Annotated in this window: 16 protein-coding genes; all 16 read right to left on the bottom strand. The window is 61.9% G+C overall.

All coding sequences use genetic code 11. The features are described 5' to 3' along the window. Nucleotides 1-68: 68 nt before the first annotated feature. The 16 genes from AC1DCM_RS20440 to mraZ all read right to left on the bottom strand — a co-directional run bounded on the left by AC1DCM_RS20440 (nt 69) and on the right by mraZ (nt 18,318). Nucleotides 69-602, bottom strand: a complete 534-nt coding sequence (locus AC1DCM_RS20440; RefSeq protein WP_216922977.1) for a cell division protein SepF — start codon at nt 600-602, stop codon at nt 69-71. Between the two features lie 85 nt (nt 603-687). Then, nucleotides 688-1,461, bottom strand: a complete 774-nt coding sequence (locus tag AC1DCM_RS20435; protein WP_477519505.1) for a YggS family pyridoxal phosphate-dependent enzyme — start codon at nt 1,459-1,461, stop codon at nt 688-690. Continuing rightward, a complete protein-coding gene (locus tag AC1DCM_RS20430) occupies nt 1,454-2,164 on the bottom strand; it encodes a purine nucleoside phosphorylase YfiH/LACC1 family protein (protein WP_477519504.1) in 711 nt (236 codons plus the stop codon). Before AC1DCM_RS20430 ends, AC1DCM_RS20435 begins: the two co-directional genes overlap by 8 nt. Before the next feature lie 24 nt (nt 2,165-2,188). Continuing rightward, nucleotides 2,189-3,409, bottom strand: a complete 1,221-nt coding sequence (gene ftsZ / locus AC1DCM_RS20425) for a cell division protein FtsZ (RefSeq protein WP_442005573.1) — start codon at nt 3,407-3,409, stop codon at nt 2,189-2,191. Nucleotides 3,410-3,625: 216 nt separating this feature from the next. Next, nucleotides 3,626-4,504: a cell division protein FtsQ/DivIB gene (locus AC1DCM_RS20420; protein ID WP_477519503.1), complete on the bottom strand. Its 879-nt coding sequence runs from the start codon at nt 4,502-4,504 to the stop codon at nt 3,626-3,628. Then, nucleotides 4,497-5,867, bottom strand: coding sequence for a UDP-N-acetylmuramate--L-alanine ligase (gene murC / locus AC1DCM_RS20415; protein ID WP_477519502.1), 1,371 nt, complete (start codon nt 5,865-5,867; stop codon nt 4,497-4,499). The genes AC1DCM_RS20420 and murC overlap by 8 nt, the downstream gene beginning before the upstream one ends. Continuing rightward, complete coding sequence (gene murG, locus AC1DCM_RS20410) at nt 5,864-6,982, bottom strand: undecaprenyldiphospho-muramoylpentapeptide beta-N-acetylglucosaminyltransferase (RefSeq protein WP_477519501.1); 1,119 nt, start codon at nt 6,980-6,982, stop codon at nt 5,864-5,866. Before murG ends, murC begins: the two co-directional genes overlap by 4 nt. A 6-nt stretch (nt 6,983-6,988) precedes the next feature. After that, the gene (ftsW, locus tag AC1DCM_RS20405) at nt 6,989-8,290 is read right to left on the bottom strand and encodes a putative lipid II flippase FtsW (RefSeq protein WP_442005577.1); all 1,302 of its coding nucleotides are present in this window, start codon (nt 8,288-8,290) and stop codon (nt 6,989-6,991) included. A gap of 2 nt (nt 8,291-8,292) precedes the next feature. Next, on the bottom strand, nt 8,293-9,882 hold the full coding sequence (murD, locus tag AC1DCM_RS20400) for a UDP-N-acetylmuramoyl-L-alanine--D-glutamate ligase (protein ID WP_477519500.1): 1,590 nt from the start codon (nt 9,880-9,882) through the stop codon (nt 8,293-8,295). Next, nucleotides 9,864-10,973, bottom strand: a complete 1,110-nt coding sequence (mraY, locus tag AC1DCM_RS20395) for a phospho-N-acetylmuramoyl-pentapeptide-transferase (RefSeq protein ID WP_442005579.1) — start codon at nt 10,971-10,973, stop codon at nt 9,864-9,866. The genes murD and mraY overlap by 19 nt, the downstream gene beginning before the upstream one ends. After that, a complete protein-coding gene (locus AC1DCM_RS20390) occupies nt 10,970-12,460 on the bottom strand; it encodes a UDP-N-acetylmuramoyl-tripeptide--D-alanyl-D-alanine ligase (RefSeq protein ID WP_477519499.1) in 1,491 nt (496 codons plus the stop codon). The genes mraY and AC1DCM_RS20390 overlap by 4 nt, the downstream gene beginning before the upstream one ends. 6 nt (nt 12,461-12,466) lie before the next feature. Further along, entirely contained in the window at nt 12,467-14,104 is a 1,638-nt protein-coding gene (locus AC1DCM_RS20385; RefSeq protein ID WP_477519498.1) for a UDP-N-acetylmuramoyl-L-alanyl-D-glutamate--2,6-diaminopimelate ligase, read from the bottom strand. Between the two features lie 104 nt (nt 14,105-14,208). Then, a complete protein-coding gene (locus tag AC1DCM_RS20380; protein WP_477519497.1) occupies nt 14,209-16,005 on the bottom strand; it encodes a peptidoglycan D,D-transpeptidase FtsI family protein in 1,797 nt (598 codons plus the stop codon). Between the two features lie 42 nt (nt 16,006-16,047). Continuing rightward, nucleotides 16,048-16,725: a cell division protein FtsL gene (gene ftsL, locus AC1DCM_RS20375; RefSeq protein WP_477519496.1), complete on the bottom strand. Its 678-nt coding sequence runs from the start codon at nt 16,723-16,725 to the stop codon at nt 16,048-16,050. Next, complete coding sequence (rsmH, locus tag AC1DCM_RS20370) at nt 16,722-17,750, bottom strand: 16S rRNA (cytosine(1402)-N(4))-methyltransferase RsmH (RefSeq protein WP_477519495.1); 1,029 nt, start codon at nt 17,748-17,750, stop codon at nt 16,722-16,724. Before rsmH ends, ftsL begins: the two co-directional genes overlap by 4 nt. Nucleotides 17,751-17,886: 136 nt before the next feature. After that, on the bottom strand, nt 17,887-18,318 hold the full coding sequence (gene mraZ / locus AC1DCM_RS20365; protein WP_223936683.1) for a division/cell wall cluster transcriptional repressor MraZ: 432 nt from the start codon (nt 18,316-18,318) through the stop codon (nt 17,887-17,889). Between the last annotated feature and the right edge of the window lie 276 nt (nt 18,319-18,594).

The following is an 18,594-nucleotide window of genomic DNA, read 5'->3' as shown; positions in this document are numbered from 1 at the left end:
CGGTCCTTACTATTGCAACACAGATGCCAGGCAGGTTGACCCGCCTGGCATCCTCGTAGCGATCGTTCTTAGCTCTGGTTGAAGAAGCTGGCCTGGGTTTCGCTGGCCTTCTTGTCGTCCCCAATGACTTCCACATACGACGGCGACAACAGGAAGACCTTGTTGGTAACCCTTTCGATGCTGCCGTGGAGGCCAAAGACCAAACCGGCCGAGAAGTCCACCAGGCGCTTGGCGTCTGCCTCGCCCATGTCGGTGACATTCATGATCACGGGAATGCCATCCCGGAAGCTCTCGCCAATAATTTTGGCGTCATTATAAGAACGCGGATGAACTGTGGTGATCTGCCTCAAACCCGAGGCATCTTCGCGGCTGGACGCCGCACGCTTAATGGGTGTCACGGGTGCGCGGTATTCCTCTTCGGCGTCAACAGTGGGCATTTCACGGACAACTTCCCGGACGGGTGCAGGCGCTCGGCGCTCTTCCCGGTCCTGTGCCTGGGGGCGTTCTTCGTCGTGGTGCGCGACGGCCTGCTCAGATTCGTAGTGTTCATCGCCGTCGGCGAGCCCAAGATAGATCATTGTCTTGCGCAGAGCGCCAGCCATGGTGCACTCCTATCGTTTCTGCAGTAGGCGGGCCGCCATGACTTGACATATTGGAACCCCGGCCCGTCATTCCAATACTTTGACGCTACCCCACGGCCGGACGCGAACCGAGAATATCGGAGCCAATTCTCAGGTGTGTCGCCCCGAACTTGATAGCGGCTTCAAGGTCCTGGCTCATGCCTGCTGATATTCCTGAAGCAGCCGGATGATTGGCCCGCAGTTCCGCGGAAACAACCGCAAGTCGTTCAAACGCCCCTTCCGGATCGGCGCCCAGCGGGGCCACAGCCATTACTCCAGCAAGCCTCAGTCCGGGCGCGGAAGCGATCTTTGCCGCGAGGGATTCCACCTCCGAGGGATGGGCACCACCACGGTGCGCCCCGGCGTCGTCATCCAAACTGACTTGGATGTAGCACTCAAGGTCTTTCCGCCCGGTGACGTCCTGTTCACGGGCGACTGCTTTTTCCAGGGCGTCGATCACCTGTAGACGATCTACTGACTGCACCGAGTAGGCGTATTTGGCCACGGATTTCGCTTTTTTGCTCTGTAACTGGCCAATGAAGTGCCATCGGACGTCCAGGTCTGCGAGCTCGGCACTTTTCCCCGCGGCCTCCTGGTCCCGGTTCTCGCCGACATCCCGGACTCCGAGCGTGGACAGTCGCCGCACATCAGCTGCCGGATGGAACTTGGTCACGACGATCAGCCCGGGCCGATCCGTACGTCCCGCCGCAGCCGTCGCCGCTGCAATCCGTGTCTTAACGACCTCGAGCCGGCGGGCGAGTTCAGTGGTGCGTGCATCCGAAGCCGCAACGCCGGACGGGGCATCGCCGGACAGGGCATCGTCATGTCCAAGGTTAGTCATGAGTCCACACCAAACCTGCGAATCGACCCGTACGGGAATCCCGCCGGTAGGAAAAAAGGGAGTCATTTTCCAGGGTGCACTCCCCTGAATACTCAACCGTGACGTCGCCCTCAGCCAACTGGGCGCGAACACCGGCAGGAAGGTCCAAAGCAGGCGTTCCCCACGATGTACTCGACCAGGCGGCGGGTGCCACCGTGGCAACATCTTCGCGAAGCTGCTCGGGAACCTCATAGCAGGATCCACAAATAGAGGGCCCCAGCCAGGCGCGGATGTTCAGGGCACCGAGCCTGCGAAGCTCGTTGACGGTTGCCGGGACAACGGAAGAGGCCACGCCTGGACGTCCTGCGTGCGCGACAGCGATGATGGGACCACGATCGCCTGCATCTCCAACAAGGACCACAGGAACACAATCAGCCACCATGACGGACAATGGCTGGGCAGCCTGGCTACCTGAAGGCATGGAAACCATTGCATCCGCAGTGGGACCGGGACCGTAGCTCGAAATAAGGGCGACCTCATTGCCATGAACCTGGTCCATGTACTGAAAGCTACGGTTTCCCAGGTTCGCAGCATCGTCCAACCGGGCACGACGCTCGGTCACATCCCCGGGGTTGTCCCCCACATGGAGGGCCAGGTTCCCGGCGCCTGTGTCCGTGAAGGCCACAGAAACGCCGGGCTGTACTTCATTGCGCCACCAAAACACGGGATATTGACTCTCGAAGCCCGCTTACTTCAGGAAATCAGGAACGTCGAGGTCATCCGAGCGGCTGCCCGACAGGTCCGGCTCAACAACGGCAGGAAGGTCGACGTCGAAGCCGGAGTCCGCCGGGAGCGCCGACGGACGCTGCTGGCCCCAATTGCTCAAGCCTGCCGCGCCGATGCCTGCAGTTGCATGCTGCGGTGCGTTTGCGTTGGAAGGAGCCGTGTTTGGCGCAGCAGGACGCTCGGCAGGCACGGGGTTCTGCGCCGGACGCGACTGGTCCATGGACGGAGAGGTTGCCTTGACGTCGTCGAATCCAGCGGCAATGACGGTGACGCGGGCTTCGTCGCCAAGGGCGTCGTCGATGACCGCGCCGAAGATGATGTTTGCCTCCGGGTGCGCGACTTCCTGCACCAGGCGGGCTGCCTCGTTGATTTCGAACAAGCCGAGGTCTGAACCACCCTGGATGGACAGCAGCACGCCATGCGCGCCGTCGATGGAGGCTTCCAGGAGTGGCGAGGCGATGGCCAACTCGGCAGCCTTCACTGCGCGGTCTTCGCCACGGGCGGATCCGATACCCATGAGCGCAGAGCCCGCACCCTGCATGACGGATTTGACGTCGGCGAAGTCGAGGTTGATGAGGCCCGGGGTGGTGATGAGGTCCGTAATGCCCTGGACACCGGAAAGCAGTACCTGGTCAGCTGAGCGGAAAGCGTCCAGGACGGAGACGTTGCGATCGCTGATGGACAGGAGTCGGTCGTTGGGGATGACGATCAGGGTGTCGACTTCATCACGCAGGGCGTCGATGCCGGCCTCGGCAGAGCCCGCACGACGGCGGCCTTCGAAAGTGAAGGGGCGGGTCACCACGCCAATGGTCAGCGCACCCAGGGAGCGGGCGATGCGTGCGACTACAGGGGCTCCGCCAGTACCGGTGCCACCACCTTCGCCAGCCGTTACGAAGACCATGTCAGCGCCGCGGAGAACTTCTTCGATCTCGTCAGCGTGGTCTTCGGCGGCCTGCTTGCCGACCTCGGGGTTGGCTCCGGCGCCAAGGCCGCGCGTAAGCTCGCGACCGACGTCGAGCTTGACATCGGCATCACTCATGAGGAGCGCTTGCGCGTCAGTGTTGATGGCAATGAACTCGACGCCCCTGAGGCCGACCTCGATCATGCGGTTGACTGCGTTCACGCCACCGCCGCCGATGCCGACGACCTTGATGACGGCCAAGTAATTCTGCGGTGCTGCCACGTTTCGTGCCCCTTGCTTGTGTCCTATAGCGAAACTGATCGAGTCCAACTTGAATCCTTGGACCTTAACCCTCTAGTTGAAGGTTATAGTTATGTCAAGTAACTCTACTGCGACGGTATTTCCTCCGCTTCGCACATGCAATGACCGCTTGCGCGTGTCGCTTGATTGTCGCGAAATAAGGTCACCGAGGCCCGCAGGTTACGTGCTCAATGCTCTTTATTTGGTGAATGGATGCCGGGGCACGCTGACGTCGTAGACGTTCACGGGAACTTTGGGATCCGGCGGCATCTTAAGTAGTGCCTCAAGCGCCTTCGCCTTCAGTTCCTTGTCCTCGGCATTGCCCCACACTACCGTCTTTCCGTCCACCAGTTTCAGCTCCACGGCATCAGGCGACGCAGCGGATGCGGTGGACATCCTCGCAAGCACATCGGCCGGCAAAGTGTTCAGGACAGCCGCAATGGCTTTAAACAACCCAGTGTTGGTGGCACCCGCACCAGCGTCGATCAGGGGCAGCGCAACCGCAGACTGATCCTGTGTGGCTCCCAACTGGACTCCGTCTACATCCACCATCACAAACGAGTCGCCTTGCTTCAACAGGGCCACTGGTACGCGCTCATTGACGTGCACGAGCAATTCCGACGGCGGCCTTGCCTCCACAGTTGCCGAACGCACCTGGACCAAGGGTTTCAGGAGCTCCTTGACTTCCTGCTCGCTCACCTGCGGCAGCGGCTTGCCCTCGACACCTGACAAAGCCTTCTGCACAGTCTCAGGCGTCACTAGCTTGGTGCCGTCCACAGTGATGGTCCGGACCGCGAGCACGGGCGAATAGATGGCACCCACTATGAGCACCGTTACGAAGGCCGTAATGATGCAGAGCGTCCACAGCAGGAGCCTGCGTTTGCGTTTGCCCTTTGGCTCGGGAAAAGCAATGACGTTGTCCGCGCTGCTCTGCTTGACCGTACTCGTCACTGGAGATGGCCCGACTGAACGTTGGGCGCTGATGACACTGTCCGGGGAACCACCGGCCGAACGGCTCTTGTTCTCCCGGCTGGAATCTGCCCCGGGCTTGAAGGTTGGCTTACGGGTGCTAGCCACCCAGCGCCTCCACAATCACCGGGCCGTAAGCAGTGACATCTCCGGCTCCCACTGTCAGCACTATGTCCCCCTCGCCAGCGGACGCCACAACAGCATCCACAGCTTCGTCACCAGAGACCAGCCGTCCTTGGGAGAGCCGGTCAGCAATCAACGAACTAGTGACGCCGGGGATGGGGTCTTCACGGGCAGGGTAGATGTCCAGGACCAGCGCCGTGTCCGCAGCGTCCAGTGCCGCTGCAAACTCCGCAGCGAATTCCCGGGTCCGTGAAAACAAATGCGGTTGGAAGAGAACGTGGACTTTGTTGCCGCCGGCCACAGAGCGCGCGGCGGAAAGGGCCGCACGCACTTCAGTTGGATGGTGGGCGTAGTCGTCGTATACACGCACGCCCCTCCCCTGCCCTTTGAGTTCAAAGCGCCGGGACGCACCGGTGAAGTGTCCAAGTGCCGTAGCCGCCGTCCCGGGCGCTACGCCAAGCTCCAAGGCCACGGCGAACGCGGCAGCCGCATTGAGCGCGTTATGCCTTCCCGGGACCTGCAGGTCCAAGTCGTACCCGACTCCATCGACTGCTACCGAGACATCACCCGGGCCACCATCGTGAAGGCGGATATCGGCGTCGTGACTTGTCCCGTACGTAAGCACGCGAGTGGTTCCCTTGGCGGCTGTCCGCTGCGCCAAGGCGCGGGCGCCCTCGTCGTCCGCACATGCCAGAAGGACTCCGTGGGGCGGCAGGAGCGCCGCGAAGTTATCAAAGGAGGCATAGACAGCTTCAGCGGTTCCGTAGTGGTCCAGATGGTCCGCTTCCACGTTGGTGACGACGGCGATCAGAGGACGGTAGTTGAGGAACGAACCATCGGACTCGTCCGCTTCAGCCACGAAAATATCCGAGGAACCATGAGCCGCGTTGACTCCCAGTGCCGGGACGTTCGCGCCAATGGCGAACGACGGATCCAACCCTGCTTCCTTGAGCAGGACCGCGACCATGGAGGTGGTAGTGGATTTGCCGTGCGTACCGGCGATGGTGACCACCCTGTGGCCGTCCATGGTGGCAGCCAATGCCTCGGAACGATGCAGGACGGGCAAACCGGCCTGGCGTGCCGCAGACAACTCAGGATTGTCAGCACGGATTGCGGAGCCGGCAACAACAGTTTGGGCGTCACCCAAATTGGCGGAGTCGTATCCCACGGCAATACGGGCACCTGCTGCGGTCAGGTCATGCATGACTGGAAGGTCCTTGGCGTCCGTACCACTCACGGGAACGCCCCGGGCCACCATGATCCGGGCGATGGCTGACATTCCCACGCCGCCGATGCCGATGAAATGTACTCGTCCAAGGGACTCGAGTGGTGCAATCGCGTGCGTCATGCGGATACCGCTTCCAAGACAAGATCAGCCATGCGCTGATCGGCGTTTCTGATGCCAAGGGCCTCGGACCTGCGGGCCATGTCGTCCAGCCTGCCGCGGTCCGATACGAGTGGAATGAGTTCTTCTTTGAGCCATTCCGGGGTGAATTCTTTGTCCTGGACCATCAGCGCTCCGCCGGCCTCCACCAAGGCAGCTGCATTAAGGGCTTGCTCACCGTTGCCGATCGGCAAGGGCACGAACACCGCTGGAACCCCTACTGCTGCCACTTCGCTGACGGTTGCGGCCCCGGCACGGGCGAGCAGGATGTCTGCAGCAGCGTAGACATTCTCCATTCCATCCACGTACTCCACCTGCCGGTAGCCATCAGCGGCGAGGAGTCCGCCGTCGTTATCCAGAACAGCCTTTCCGGTACCGGTGATGTGCAGTGTCTGGATCCCGGCAGCTGCCAGCGCGGGCAAGGCAGCAGCCACAGCACGGTTGATGCTCAGTGCTCCGGAGGACCCGCCAGTCACGATCAAGGCAGGACGGTCCGGATTGAGGCCCAGCGAAGCCTTGGCAGCAGGCGCGGCCTTGGTGCGGTCCAGTCCTGAGATGGCGGGGCGCATGGGCATTCCCACGTGGCGGGCGCCGCGAAGGCGCGTACCGGCAAACGCCACGGCAACATGGCGGCTGAACCGTGCACCCACGCGGTTCGCCAGCCCCGCCTTCATGTTGGCCTCGTGGATCACGATAGGCGTACCGCGCCTGCGGGCGGCCAAATACATGGGCGTGCACACGTAGCCGCCCACACCCACCAGCACATCGGCCTGTGCGTCATTCAGGATTCGTTCCGCCTGCTTGACTGCTCCCCTCAAGCGCCCCGGAAGCTTCACGAGATCAAGGGACGGTTTTCTTGGCAAAGGGACACGGTCAATAGTGGCGAGCTCGTACCCGGCCGCCGGGACAAGCCTGGTTTCCAGGCCCGACGGCGTGCCGACAGCCAGGATGGCAGCTTCCGGACGCTTTTCCTTGATTGCGTCCGCGATGGCCAGCAACGGACTGACATGGCCGGCCGTACCACCGCCTGCAAGCACGACGGACAACGGCTTGGACGCGTGGGGGGAATCTGAAGTCATGAAGTGCTATTTACGCTTTCGTGCGGTCTTGGACAAACGACGCGGCAAGAGCCTGGGACGCTGTTGTGGTGGCAACTGTCCGCGGGCCAAGGACAACACTACGCCCACGCCGCACAGCGACATCACCAAGGCCGAGCCACCTGCAGAAATGAAAGGCAGCGGGACACCGATCACTGGAAGCAGCTGGGTCACCACGGCCATGTTCATGCTTGCCTGTCCCAGGAGCCACACCATGATGCCACCGGCGAGCGTGCGCTGGAACGGATCCGTCTGCCGGACAACGACACGGAAAATGGCGATGCCAAGGATGGCGAACAACACCAGGACCACAAGGGTGCCCACCAGTCCCAGTTCCTCGCCGATGATGGCAAAGATGAAGTCATTGTGGGCCTCGGGAAGCCAGTTGTATTTTTGCCTGCTCTGCCCCAACCCAAGTCCGGTCCAACTGCCCTGCGCCAATCCATACATGCCGTTGGTGGACTGGTAGGTGAAGTCGGAATCTGCGGTGCAGGAATCCCCTGCCATACCCAACCAGGCTGTCACCCGGCAGATCCGGTTGGGACTGATGATTGTCATGGCCGTAGCGCCAATGGCTCCCGCGACGCCCGCAATGGCCAGCATCTTGGTGGGAACCCCGGCAAAGTACAACCCCGCAGCCACAATGGCCATGACAACGATCGCCGTGCCCAGGTCATTGCCCACGAGGATCAGCCCAAGGACCAGGGCAGCACCGGGGACCACCGGGATGATCACGTGCATCCAGCGATGCAGGTACTTCTCCTTGCGTGCCAGGACCGCCGCTATCCAAACACAAAGAACCAGCTTCGAAATTTCCGAGGGCTGGATGCTGATCCCGCCGATGTCGATCCAGTTCTGGTTGCCCAGTGTGCTGCGGCCGAAAACCTGGACAAGTATCAGCAGGACCACAACGGCACCGAGTCCCCACCAGGACAGCCTCTTCATCCAGCTGACGTTGGTCCGGGAGATCAGGTACATCGCCACAAGTCCAACGACGCCAAACATCGCCTGCTTCAACGCGTCTGCGTACGGGGACTTGCCTTCGGAAATCGCTTCCACACTGGAAGCAGAGAGCACCATCATGACACCGATGGCCGTGAGGGCCAGGGCGCATCCAAGAATGAGGTAGTACGTGGAGCTGTTGGGCGCTTTGCTCTTGCCCTCCAGGCCTTCCCAGAAGGAGCGAACATGGCCCCGGAGCCGGACGGGCTTCTTGCGGGCAGCCGACGGAGCCTCGGCTCCGACGTTCCCGGAAACCTTGCCGCGGCTGCGGGTGGGCGTGCTGACCATTGTTACTCCTCGGTGGTCTTTGCCTGCCCTTCCACGAGCTCGCGTACTGCCTGGACGAAAGCGTCGCCACGGTGAGCGTAGGAAGAGAACTGATCCATGGATGCAGCCGCTGGAGCCATGAGTACGGTGTCACCTGGTTCCGCCACGCTGGCCGCTGCCCTCACAGCCTGGGCCATGATGGTCTCACCAAAAATCGGCGAGGAGGCGTTACCGTCTGCGGTCTGCACACTTTCAGTGTCGCCCTTGGGCTGGGCTATCACGGGGACATCCGGTGCGTGTCGCTGGAGGGACGCTTCCAAGGCCTCCGTGTCAGTGCCGATGAGCACCACGGACTTCAAGCGGGGGGCGTGCTCCTTGACGAGGTCATCGTAATTGACGCCCTTGGAGAGGCCCCCTGCGATCCAGACCACGTTGTGGAAAGCTGAAAGTGCGGCCGAAGCGGCGTGGGGGTTGGTGGCCTTTGAATCATTGATCCACAGGACGTCGTCGTGTTTGGCCACGAGCTGGATACGATGCTCGCCAGGCAAATAGTTGACCAAGCCCTGCTTCACGGCGGCAGGCTCAACCCCATAAGCACGCACGAGGGCCGCGGCGGCCAAGGCGTTGGCCACCATGTGGCGTGGTGCCACTGGCCCAAGATCGGAGATGGACGCGAGTTCGGCGGCTGAGTTTTTCCGCTCTTCGATGAACGCGCGGTCAACCAACAATCCATTCACCACACCCAGCATGCTGATGCCGGGGGTGTTCGTGGTGAATCCGACCGCACGGCAACCTTCCACGACGTCAGCGTTCTCCACCATCCGTTCGGTTTCAATTTGGTCGGCGTTGTAGATGGCCGCCTTCTGCGTGTTCTCGTAGACCTTGGCTTTATCGGCAAGGTAAGAGGCGTAGGAGCCATGCCAGTCCACGTGGTCTTCGGCCACGTTCAGGCATACGCTGGCCACCGGGGACAACGAATGGCTCCAATGCAACTGGAAGCTTGAGAGTTCCACCGCAAAAGCGTCGTACTCCACCGGGTCCCTGAGAGCGTCAAGGATGGGCGTGCCCACGTTCCCCACGGCAATGGCTTTGAGTCCGGCGGCCTGCAGCATGGACTCGGTCATCCCTACCGTGGTGGTCTTACCGTTGGTGCCGGTGATGGTGAGCCAATCAGCGGTCTTCCGGCCCGCCCGTTCGCGGACGCGCCAGGCTAATTCGACGTCGCCCCACACCGGAATGTGCTTGCGTGCGGCGGCGGCCAGCAGGGCTTGGTCCGGGCGCCACCCCGGCGAGGTCACAATGAGCTCCGGCTTGTTGCCGTCAATGAGGGGAAGGACCTTCACGGCCTCTTCGCCCAGCAGTACATCCACCGCCCCCACGATTTTCAGGGTGTCGGCCTGCGCCTTTGCTTTCGCCGTGGTGGAGGCATCCACCACCACAACTCTTGCACCAAGTTCGATGAGGGTATCTGCGGCGGCAAAACCGGACACGCCGATTCCCGTCACCACTACACGCAAGCCACTCCAGTCGGCATCCCAACTGGTGAGATCCTTAAGGCGGTCGTTGGCCGACGGCGCGCTCTCCTGGCTTGCATTCACAGCAGCACCACCCATTCAGCGTAGAAGATTCCAAGGCCGGCGGCCACGAAGAGCCCGGCAAGGATCCAGAAGCGGACAACAACCGTGACCTCTGCCCACCCCTTCAGTTCGAAGTGATGTTGCAATGGGGCCATCTTGAAGACGCGTTTGCCACCTGACAGCTTGAAGAAACCCACCTGGATGATGACGGAAAGGGTGATCAGGACGAACAAGCCACCGATGAAGGCCAGTAAAAGTTCTGTGCGGGACAGGATCGCGAAAGCGGCAACGGCGCCTCCGATTGCCAGGGAACCGGTGTCACCCATGAAGATCTTGGCCGGTGATGTATTCCACCAGAGGAAGCCCACCAAAGCAGCGCTCAGGATTGCCGCGAGGAGCGCCAGGTCCATGGGGTCGCGCACTTGATAACAACCGCTGCCGGCCTCACGCGGCGAACCGCAGGCCTGGTTGTTCTGCCAGATCCCCATGATCGTGTAGGCGCCGAACACCATGATGGATGCTCCCGACGCGAGCCCATCCAGGCCGTCTGTCAGGTTCACGCCGTTGGTTGCTGCGGTGATGATGAGGTTGGACCAAACGACAAAGAGAATTGCGCCCAGGATGGTCCCACCAAAGGCGAGATCCAGCCAGGGGATGTCGCGGACGAGGGAAATTTGCGTGGAAGCCGGACGAAGTCCGTCCTCGTTCGGAAACTGCAGCACCAGAACGGCAAAAATGATGCCGACGGCGGCTTGCAGGATCAGCTTGGCGCGGGCGTTCAGGCCCAAACTGCGCTTGTTGGAAATCTTGATGTAGTCATCCAGGAAGCCAACGAAGCCCATTCCCACCATGAGGAACAGCAGCAGCAGCCCGGACGCGGAGGGTCCCGCGGACCGTGGATTCATCATCCACATGATCAAGTGGGTCACGAAGTAGCTGATCAGAACCGCGGCAACAACCACGGTCCCGCCCATGGTAGGCGTGCCTCGCTTGGTGTGGTGCGAGGTGGGACCGTCATCGCGGATGAACTGCCCATAGCTCTTGGCCACCAGGAATCTGATGAACAGGGGCGTCCCTATCAGGGCCGCTAGGAGGGCGACGCCGGCGCCGATCAAAAGTGCAATCACAGCAGCTCGTTCCCTTCGCTTGCGGCATCTTCAGCCGCGCTTTCCCCGGTGGACTCGGCCCGTGGGGGTAATGCTATCCGATCGCCCAAATGCCTCAGCCCCACGCCGTTGGAGGACTTGAACAAGACCAGGTCTCCGGGTTGCAGCTCCCTTTGCAGGAGTTCGTAGGCTTCTTCGGCAGTCTCCGTGAACGAACATTCGTCCCCCCACGAACCTTCCTGGATGGCCGATATGTAAAGGGCCCGCGCTTCGCGTCCCACCACCACGAGCCTGGAGATGTTCAAGCGCACCACCTGTGTTCCCACTGCAGTGTGCTCCCGGATGGAATCCTCGCCGAGCTCAAGCATGGCTCCAAGGACGGCCCATGTGCGCCTGCCTTGGCCAAGATCAGCGAGGGTGCGCAGCGCAGCCCGCATCGACTCAGGATTGGCGTTGTACGCGTCGTTGATGATGGTGACACCGTCAGGGCGCTCGGTTCGCTCCATGCGCCAGCGGCTGGCAGCGGACTGGGAACTAAGCGAGGAGGCAATGTCTGCCGCAGGGATGCCCGCGGCAAATGCCGCAGCAGCAGCCGCCAGCAGGTTCGTCACGTGATGGCCGCCGATCAGGCGGCTTCGGACGTGAACGGAAGGGCCGCCGTCGGGCAGTACAAGTTCAAACTCGGGGTGGCCTTCGGCGTTGACCACAACGTTGCGCGCTTCCACGTCTTCGTTCGTCGCTGGAGAGGCACTGAAGCCGAGGACTTTGGCCGTGGTGCGGGTCTTCATGGCGGCAACGCGGCCGTCGTCCAGATTCAGGACGGCGGTGCCGTGCTCACTTAGCCCTTCGACGAGTTCGCCCTTGGCCGTGGCGATGTTTTCGACACCACCGAATTCCCCGGCGTGGGCGGTGCCGACCACCAGCACCACACCAATATCGGGCTGCACCATCCCAACGAGGTACTTGATGTGTCCGATGCCGGTGGCACCCATCTCGATGACGAGGAAGCGGGTGTCCGTATCGGCAGCAAAAACCGTCAGGGGGACGCCAACCTCACCGTTGTATGAGCCCCGGGGAGCCACCGTGGGCCCCGCTTGGGACAACACGCCGGCGAGTAAGTCCTTGGTGGTGGTCTTGCCGGCGGAGCCAGTAATGCCGATCACCGTAAATTCCTCGCCGCGCTGTTCCCGGGCAGAGCGGATGCGGCGGACTGCTTCGGCAGCAAGCGCTCCCATGGCGAGCACGGCATCATCAACAACGACGGCGGGATACGGCTTACCGTCAACGTCAGTGACCTCGCGTTCGGCCAACACCAGGACGGCACCCCGCTCGAAGGCAGCGTCAACGAAGTCATGACCATCTGCGTGCTCGCCGGGCTTCGCCACGTAGAGCGAACCAGGTGTAGCTTCCCGGGAATCAGTGACGACGGAAGTGGGCGCGATGTCCCCGTCTCCGGTTAAACGGCCATGGGTGATGTGGGCGATATCCGCCGCAGTAAGTGCAATCATCTCGGTTTAGGACTCTATCCGCTGGTCCGTTGAAACGCTGAATCCCCTGGATGTCAAGGCGGTCCGTAGTTCCACTCTGTCGTCGAGAGCCAGGTTGACGCCCTTGACCTCTTGCCATACCTCGTGGCCACGACCAGCGATCAGGATGGTGTCCTTCGCAGTGGCCAGCTCCACGGCGAGTCGGATGGCGGCATCCCGGGGTGATGATTCGATGATTTGGCTGCTCAGGTTCCCTGATTCACGGGCGGCATGGGCACCTGCGAGGACCTCTGACCGGATAGCCGCCGCATCCTCGTCATGGGGGTCGTCGTCACTGACAATGACAATATCCGCCAAGCGTGCCGCGATGGCGCCCATGGTCGGACGCTTGCTTTGGTCCCGCTGCCCGGTGGCCCCGAACACCACGATCACCCGGGAGCCTTCCTCACGTGAACGCACAGCCTGGAGTGCGCGGGCCAGGGCGTCGGGATTGTGGGCAAAATCAACCACGGCCGCCGGCGCGGTGGAGATGAGCTGCATTCGTCCAGGAACGGCCACGGTGAAGGGATCGTGGGCGTCCAGTGCGCCTTGGAGGGTCTCTACATCTATGCCTGATGACAACACCATGATCGTGGCAAGGGCCGCGTTCGCCACGTTGAAGTCACCCGGTAAGCCAGTGTGTACGCGCAGGACGCGGCCGTCTGTGTGCCGCAGTTCAAAATCGGTGCCGAGTCCACGGGAGGTTGTTGAGGCAACGGACCAATCGGCAGGGCTGCCCCCTGTCGTGGCAGTAAGTGTGGTGACCGGAATGTCCGCTGTTCGCGCCAGGTTCCGGCCCCACTCGTCATCGACCATCACCACAGCCTGGCGTGCCCGTCCGGCAGTGAACAGCTCGGCCTTGGTGCGGAAGTACTCTTCCATGCTGCCGTGCAGGTCCAAGTGGTCCTGGGTGAGGTTCGTGAACCCGGCGACGTCGAACATCACGCCATCGACGCGGTGATAAGCAACGGCGTGGGAGGACACCTCCATGGAGGCAGCCTCCAGCCCGCGTTCCCGCATCAAGGCGAGCAGTGCATGGACGTCGGTGGATTCCGGCGTGGTCAACAGGCTCGGAATAGGATCTCCCCCGGCCAGGATCTCGATTGTTCCGATGAGTCCCGGGGTTTTACCCAGGGCACGGAGCAAGGAGTTGATGAAGTATGTTGTAGTCGTTTTACCGTTGGTCCCGGTCACTCCAAACAGCGTCGGGAACCCGCCGTCGTCCGGCTGGCTGCGGTAGACCAGGGCCGCCAAACGCCCGACGACGGCGCGCGGCTCGTCGACGATGAGGACAGGTACGGGCTGCTCGCCTGCCAGGGCGAGCTGCCGTGCCCCGGCGTCATCAGTGACTACTGCGACGGCGCCGGCCTCGACCGCCTGTGGGACAAAGTCGGCTCCATGGCGCGAAGCGCCGGGCAGGGCCATGTAAAGGTCACCCGGTTCAATGGCCCGGGAGTTCAGCGAGATCCCCGTCACTCCCTTGTTGTCGCCGTCCGCCGGGACGGGGACACCAAGGGCTTCCGCAAGGGTCGACAAAGGCACTGCAGCCACAGACGCCGGACGAAAGCCGGAGGTGCCGGTCTCGGGCGTCTCGGCATGGAAAGCGGCCTCATTGTGCTCTGACACGTGGTTCTCCGTTGATGCTCGGTGGAACGACCGGCTTGGGGCCAGCGGCGCCCAGCCGATAGTGATGGATCAAATTCTTTGGCCGAAACAGACGCCCAAGAAGCTTACTTGACGAACTGCGGCAGGCGCGCGGGGGTGCCGGTGGATGGCGCCACGTTGTAGGTCCTGAGGACCTGGGACATGACCGAACGGAACACGGGACCATTGGTGATGCCGTAGATATTTCCCCGGGGACGCTGCAGGACTACCTCCACGATGAAGCGCGGGTCATCCATGGGCGCCATCCCCACCATCGAGGCCGTATACCCGTCAAAGCCGGCGAGTCCATCTTCCCGGGGCGCCTGTGAGGTGCCTGTCTTTGCTCCCACCCGGTACCCGTCAATGGCCGCGTCCTTGATCTGTCCTTCGGTCACTGCGCTTTCCAGGATGTCCTTCATTTGTTGGGCAGTCTCCTTGGACACCACCTGCCGGGACTCCTTGGCAGGCACCTTCTGCTCTACACCCTCAGGCGTGATGTAACTATCGATGAGCCTTGGCTGCACCATCACGCCGTCGTTGGCAATCGTCTGGAAGGCCCGGACGGTTTGCAGCGTCGACTGCGAAACTCCCTGACCAAACAGGACCGTGTACTGCTGGCGTTCATCCCACTGATCAGGCTTGGCGAGGATACCCGTCGCTTCCGCGGGAAGGCCAATGTCCGTTTGTTCGCCGACGCCGAACTTCTTCAACCATTCGTAGCGCTGCTCTTTGCTCAGCCTGCTTCCCGCCATCACGGTGCCGGTGTTCATGGACCAGCCCAGGATTCCGGCCAGCGTGCGTTCTTCGGTGCCGTGCTCGAACGCATCGGTGAACGTCTGACCGTCGATGGTATACGAGGGCGGGATGGTGAAGTGGTCCAGCGGAAAGGACTTTCCCTCCTCAATCACGGCAGAGGCAGTGATCATCTTCTCGACGGATCCAGGCTCGTAGGCGGCCGTCACAGAACGCACACCGCGGTCCTTGGCATCAACCTTCCCGGGGTCGTTGGGGTCCGGGGCGTTCGTGTCGGCCAAGGCGATGAGGTTGCCCGTCTTGGTGTCGATCACAATGATCGAACCCCACTCAGCGTTCATCTTGTTGACCTGGCTTTGGATGGCCTGCTGTGCGAAGTACTGGATGTCTGTATTGAGGGTCAGCTTGACGTCGCTTCCATCGACAGCTGGTGTGAGCTCATCGGTGGCCACGGGAATCCTGAGGCCATCCGCGCCAATCTCGAAAACACGCTTGCCCTCGGTACCGCGGAGCACTTGGTCCTGGGTTTGCTCGATGCCTGCCTGGCCTGTGGTGCCATCCTGGAGGAAACCCACCACGCCCCCTGCAACGCTGCCGTTCGGATAGACACGCTTACTGACGCCTTCGGCGGCCACACCCGGAATGTGCAGCTTGGAGATGCGGTCTTCAAGCTCCGGCTTCACGTCCTTGGCCACCGTAGAGTACTTCTTGTCGCCAGTGAGCGACTCCCTGACCTTGGCAGGGTCAGCCCCGAGGAGCGAAGCCAGTTCGGAGATCCCCTGGTCCCGGGAGATCGTCTCTATTTCTTCAGTCTTCTCGTTGTACCGTTTGAACTCAGCTGTAGCAGTGTTCAGGACCTGATCCACAACAATGTTGTAGCGGATGACACTGCTGGCGAGGACAGTACCGTTGGCGTCCAGGATCCTGCCGCGTTCGGCCGGCAGTACCTGCGGCGTGAGCCGGTTGGCAAGAGCGGCCTCGGCCATCCCCCCGACATCGAGGCCCTGCACCATGAAGAGTTTTCCGCCCACCACCAACAGCAGGGTCAGCATGATGCCAAGACCAACCCGGAGCCGCTTCCTTGCCGCCGGCACCTTGGTCTTTTTTGATTTGCCGGGGTTTTGCGCCACGTTGATTCCTTGCTGCTGGCCTTGCGTCGGTGATCTTGTGGGCTAGTGCCCTGGTGCCTTCTGCTGGGGAGCGGGAACTGATCCCCCGTGAAGCTCCGCAGGGGGTGCTGCCGGCTTGGCAGCAGGCGCAGCCGGCTTCGCAGCAGGAGCAGCCGGTGTGGCCGCAGGCGCTGCAGGTGTTGCCGGCTTGAGGTTCTCCAACGGATCCTTGGTAGTCACCGAGGGAACCACATCAAGCTGGCCGGCAACGGCCGGAGGGGCGATCACCGCCGCGGGGTTGTCTCCCTTGACAGCAGGGGTTGCCTTTCCGGTGACCGCCATGGTGTTCAGATCAATCTGCCCCTTGACGGTGGACTGTACCATTCCCAATTCTGCAGCCTTTGCAGCAAGATTCTGGGGAGCCTCGAAGTTCTGCTTCTTCTGTGTCAGGTCCTGGTTTTCCTTGTTCAGCGTGGCTGCTTCTGATTTCAGCTGCACCAACCGGTACTGGGCTGTGGATACAGAGATGTTAAGGACGAGCACCGTCAGCAGGGCGGCCGCCATCACCACGAAGCACAGGACAACAAAGGGAGTGCGCCGCTTCCCGGGGACGCTGCGCACAAGCGAAAGCGGCGTGCGCGCCTTTCGGCCGACGTCGGGCTTGCCTGCTGGAGCCGGGAGTGCCCTGGCCGTGTTGCCTACCACGGAGGAGGGCAGTGTCTTCGCTGCGGCGGTGCTCATGCGACTCTCCTTGGCTTGATGCGCTCCACGGCCCTGAGTCGGGCAGACGCCGCGCGGGGGTTCTCGGCAATTTCTGCGGCCGTAGGCACTTCCGTGCCTTTGGTCAGCGTTTTCAGTTCGGGTTTGTGTTCTTCGAGTTCAACGGGGAATCCGAGCGGTGCTGAGGACTTGGATCCGGCCTGGAAGACGGACTTTACGATCTTGTCCTCCAGGGAGTGGTAGGACATCACGACAATCCGCCCGCCCATGGCCGTCGCTGCGACGGCGGCTGGAACAGCCCGTTCCAGGACGTCGAGCTCTTCGTTGACCTCGATACGCAGCGCCTGGAAGGTCCGTTTGGCCGGGTGGCCACCGCTCTTGGCCGCGGCAGCAGGTACCACGCCCCGGATTTGCTCAACGAGTTCTCCGGTGGTGGCGAAAGGCTTCTCAGCCCGGGCAGTAACGATCCTGTTCGCAATCCGCCCGGCGAACTTCTCTTCGCCCCACTTGCGGATGATGCGGACCAGGTCTTCTTCGCTGTAGTTGTTGACGACATCTGCCGCGGTTTGCCCCCGGCTGGTGTCCATGCGCATGTCCAACGGAGCATCGTAGGAGTAGGCGAAGCCACGCTCCCGTTCATCCAACTGCAAGGACGATACACCCAGGTCCATGAGGATGCCGTGGACCTCAGGGATACCCAAATCCGCCAGGACGTCCTCGATTTCGTCATAGACCGCGTGAACTAAATCCGTGCGATCCGAGAAAGGTTCCAGCCGCGCACCGGCCAACGCCAAGGCTTCCTCATCGCGGTCGATACCCACGAGGTGCAGATCAGGGAAGCGTTGCAGCATGGCCTCGGAGTGGCCGCCCATGCCCAGCGTCGCATCGATAACGATCGGCCTCTCACCACGGGTGCGTGCTGCTTCGAAGCCGGGGGCGAGCAAGTTGATGCAGCGGTCCTTCAGGACGGGCACGTGGCGCTCAGATGTGGGCTTTGCCGCGTCCTGCTCTGCCACGTTGCCTCCTCTTTCCTCAATCGCTTGCATTCAATTCCTTGGATCGGATCCCCATCCGCGCCTATCGTTCCGCCGGCCTGGCTCAGGGGAAGTTGAGCCAGGAAGACAGTTCGATGGGCGGCTGGAGATCCCATCCAAGAACCGGGGCCAAGGCCCCCTCCGCCGGTTAGATGAACCCGGGCAGATTGTCATCGTCGGTTTCCGAGAAGGCTGCTTCCTTCTCGGCGAGGTATTCATTCCAAGCCTCGGCATCCCAGATCTCCGCGCGGGTACCGGCACCGATAACTGCCAATTCCCGGCCAAGCCCTGCATAGGCCCGGAGCGCCGGCGGAATCGTCACGCGCCCCTGCTTGTCAGGTACCTCGTCAGAGGCTCCAGACAGGAAAACCCGAATGTAATCACGAGCCTGCTTGGAGGACAGTGGCGCCTCCCGCATCGATTCGTGAATGCGCTCGAATTCCTTCTGGCTGAAGACGTAAATGCAACGTTCCTGACCCCTTGTGAGAACCAGGCCCTCGGCAAGTTCCTCACGGAACTTCGCGGGAAGTATGATCCGGCCCTTTTCATCAAGACGTGGGGAATGGGTGCCAAGAAACACCGGCCCACCGCCCCTCAGTCAAGGTGCCCGTTCATACCCAACCCTGCCAATACCCTCTTATGTGCTCCACTTTACTCCACAAAGCCCCACAGTCAACGCACAACAGGGCGTTTCTCCACCACTTTGAGTTTCTGAAGGCGCGTAATGGCGCGGATCCACGGACGTGGTGGGAAGTGGAGGACAGAGGCAGGTCTGGGTGCACGCCTCAATGGGCCACGCTGGAATCAGGCGCAGCACGGTGTCGCTGCCGCTCCACAGTGGGCTGCCAATCCTGAA

It is taken from the genome of Paenarthrobacter sp. 10N417, assembly GCF_056394745.1.
The sequence above is the reverse complement of the archived record's forward strand: the minus strand, read 5'-3'. Positions and strand labels throughout refer to the sequence as shown.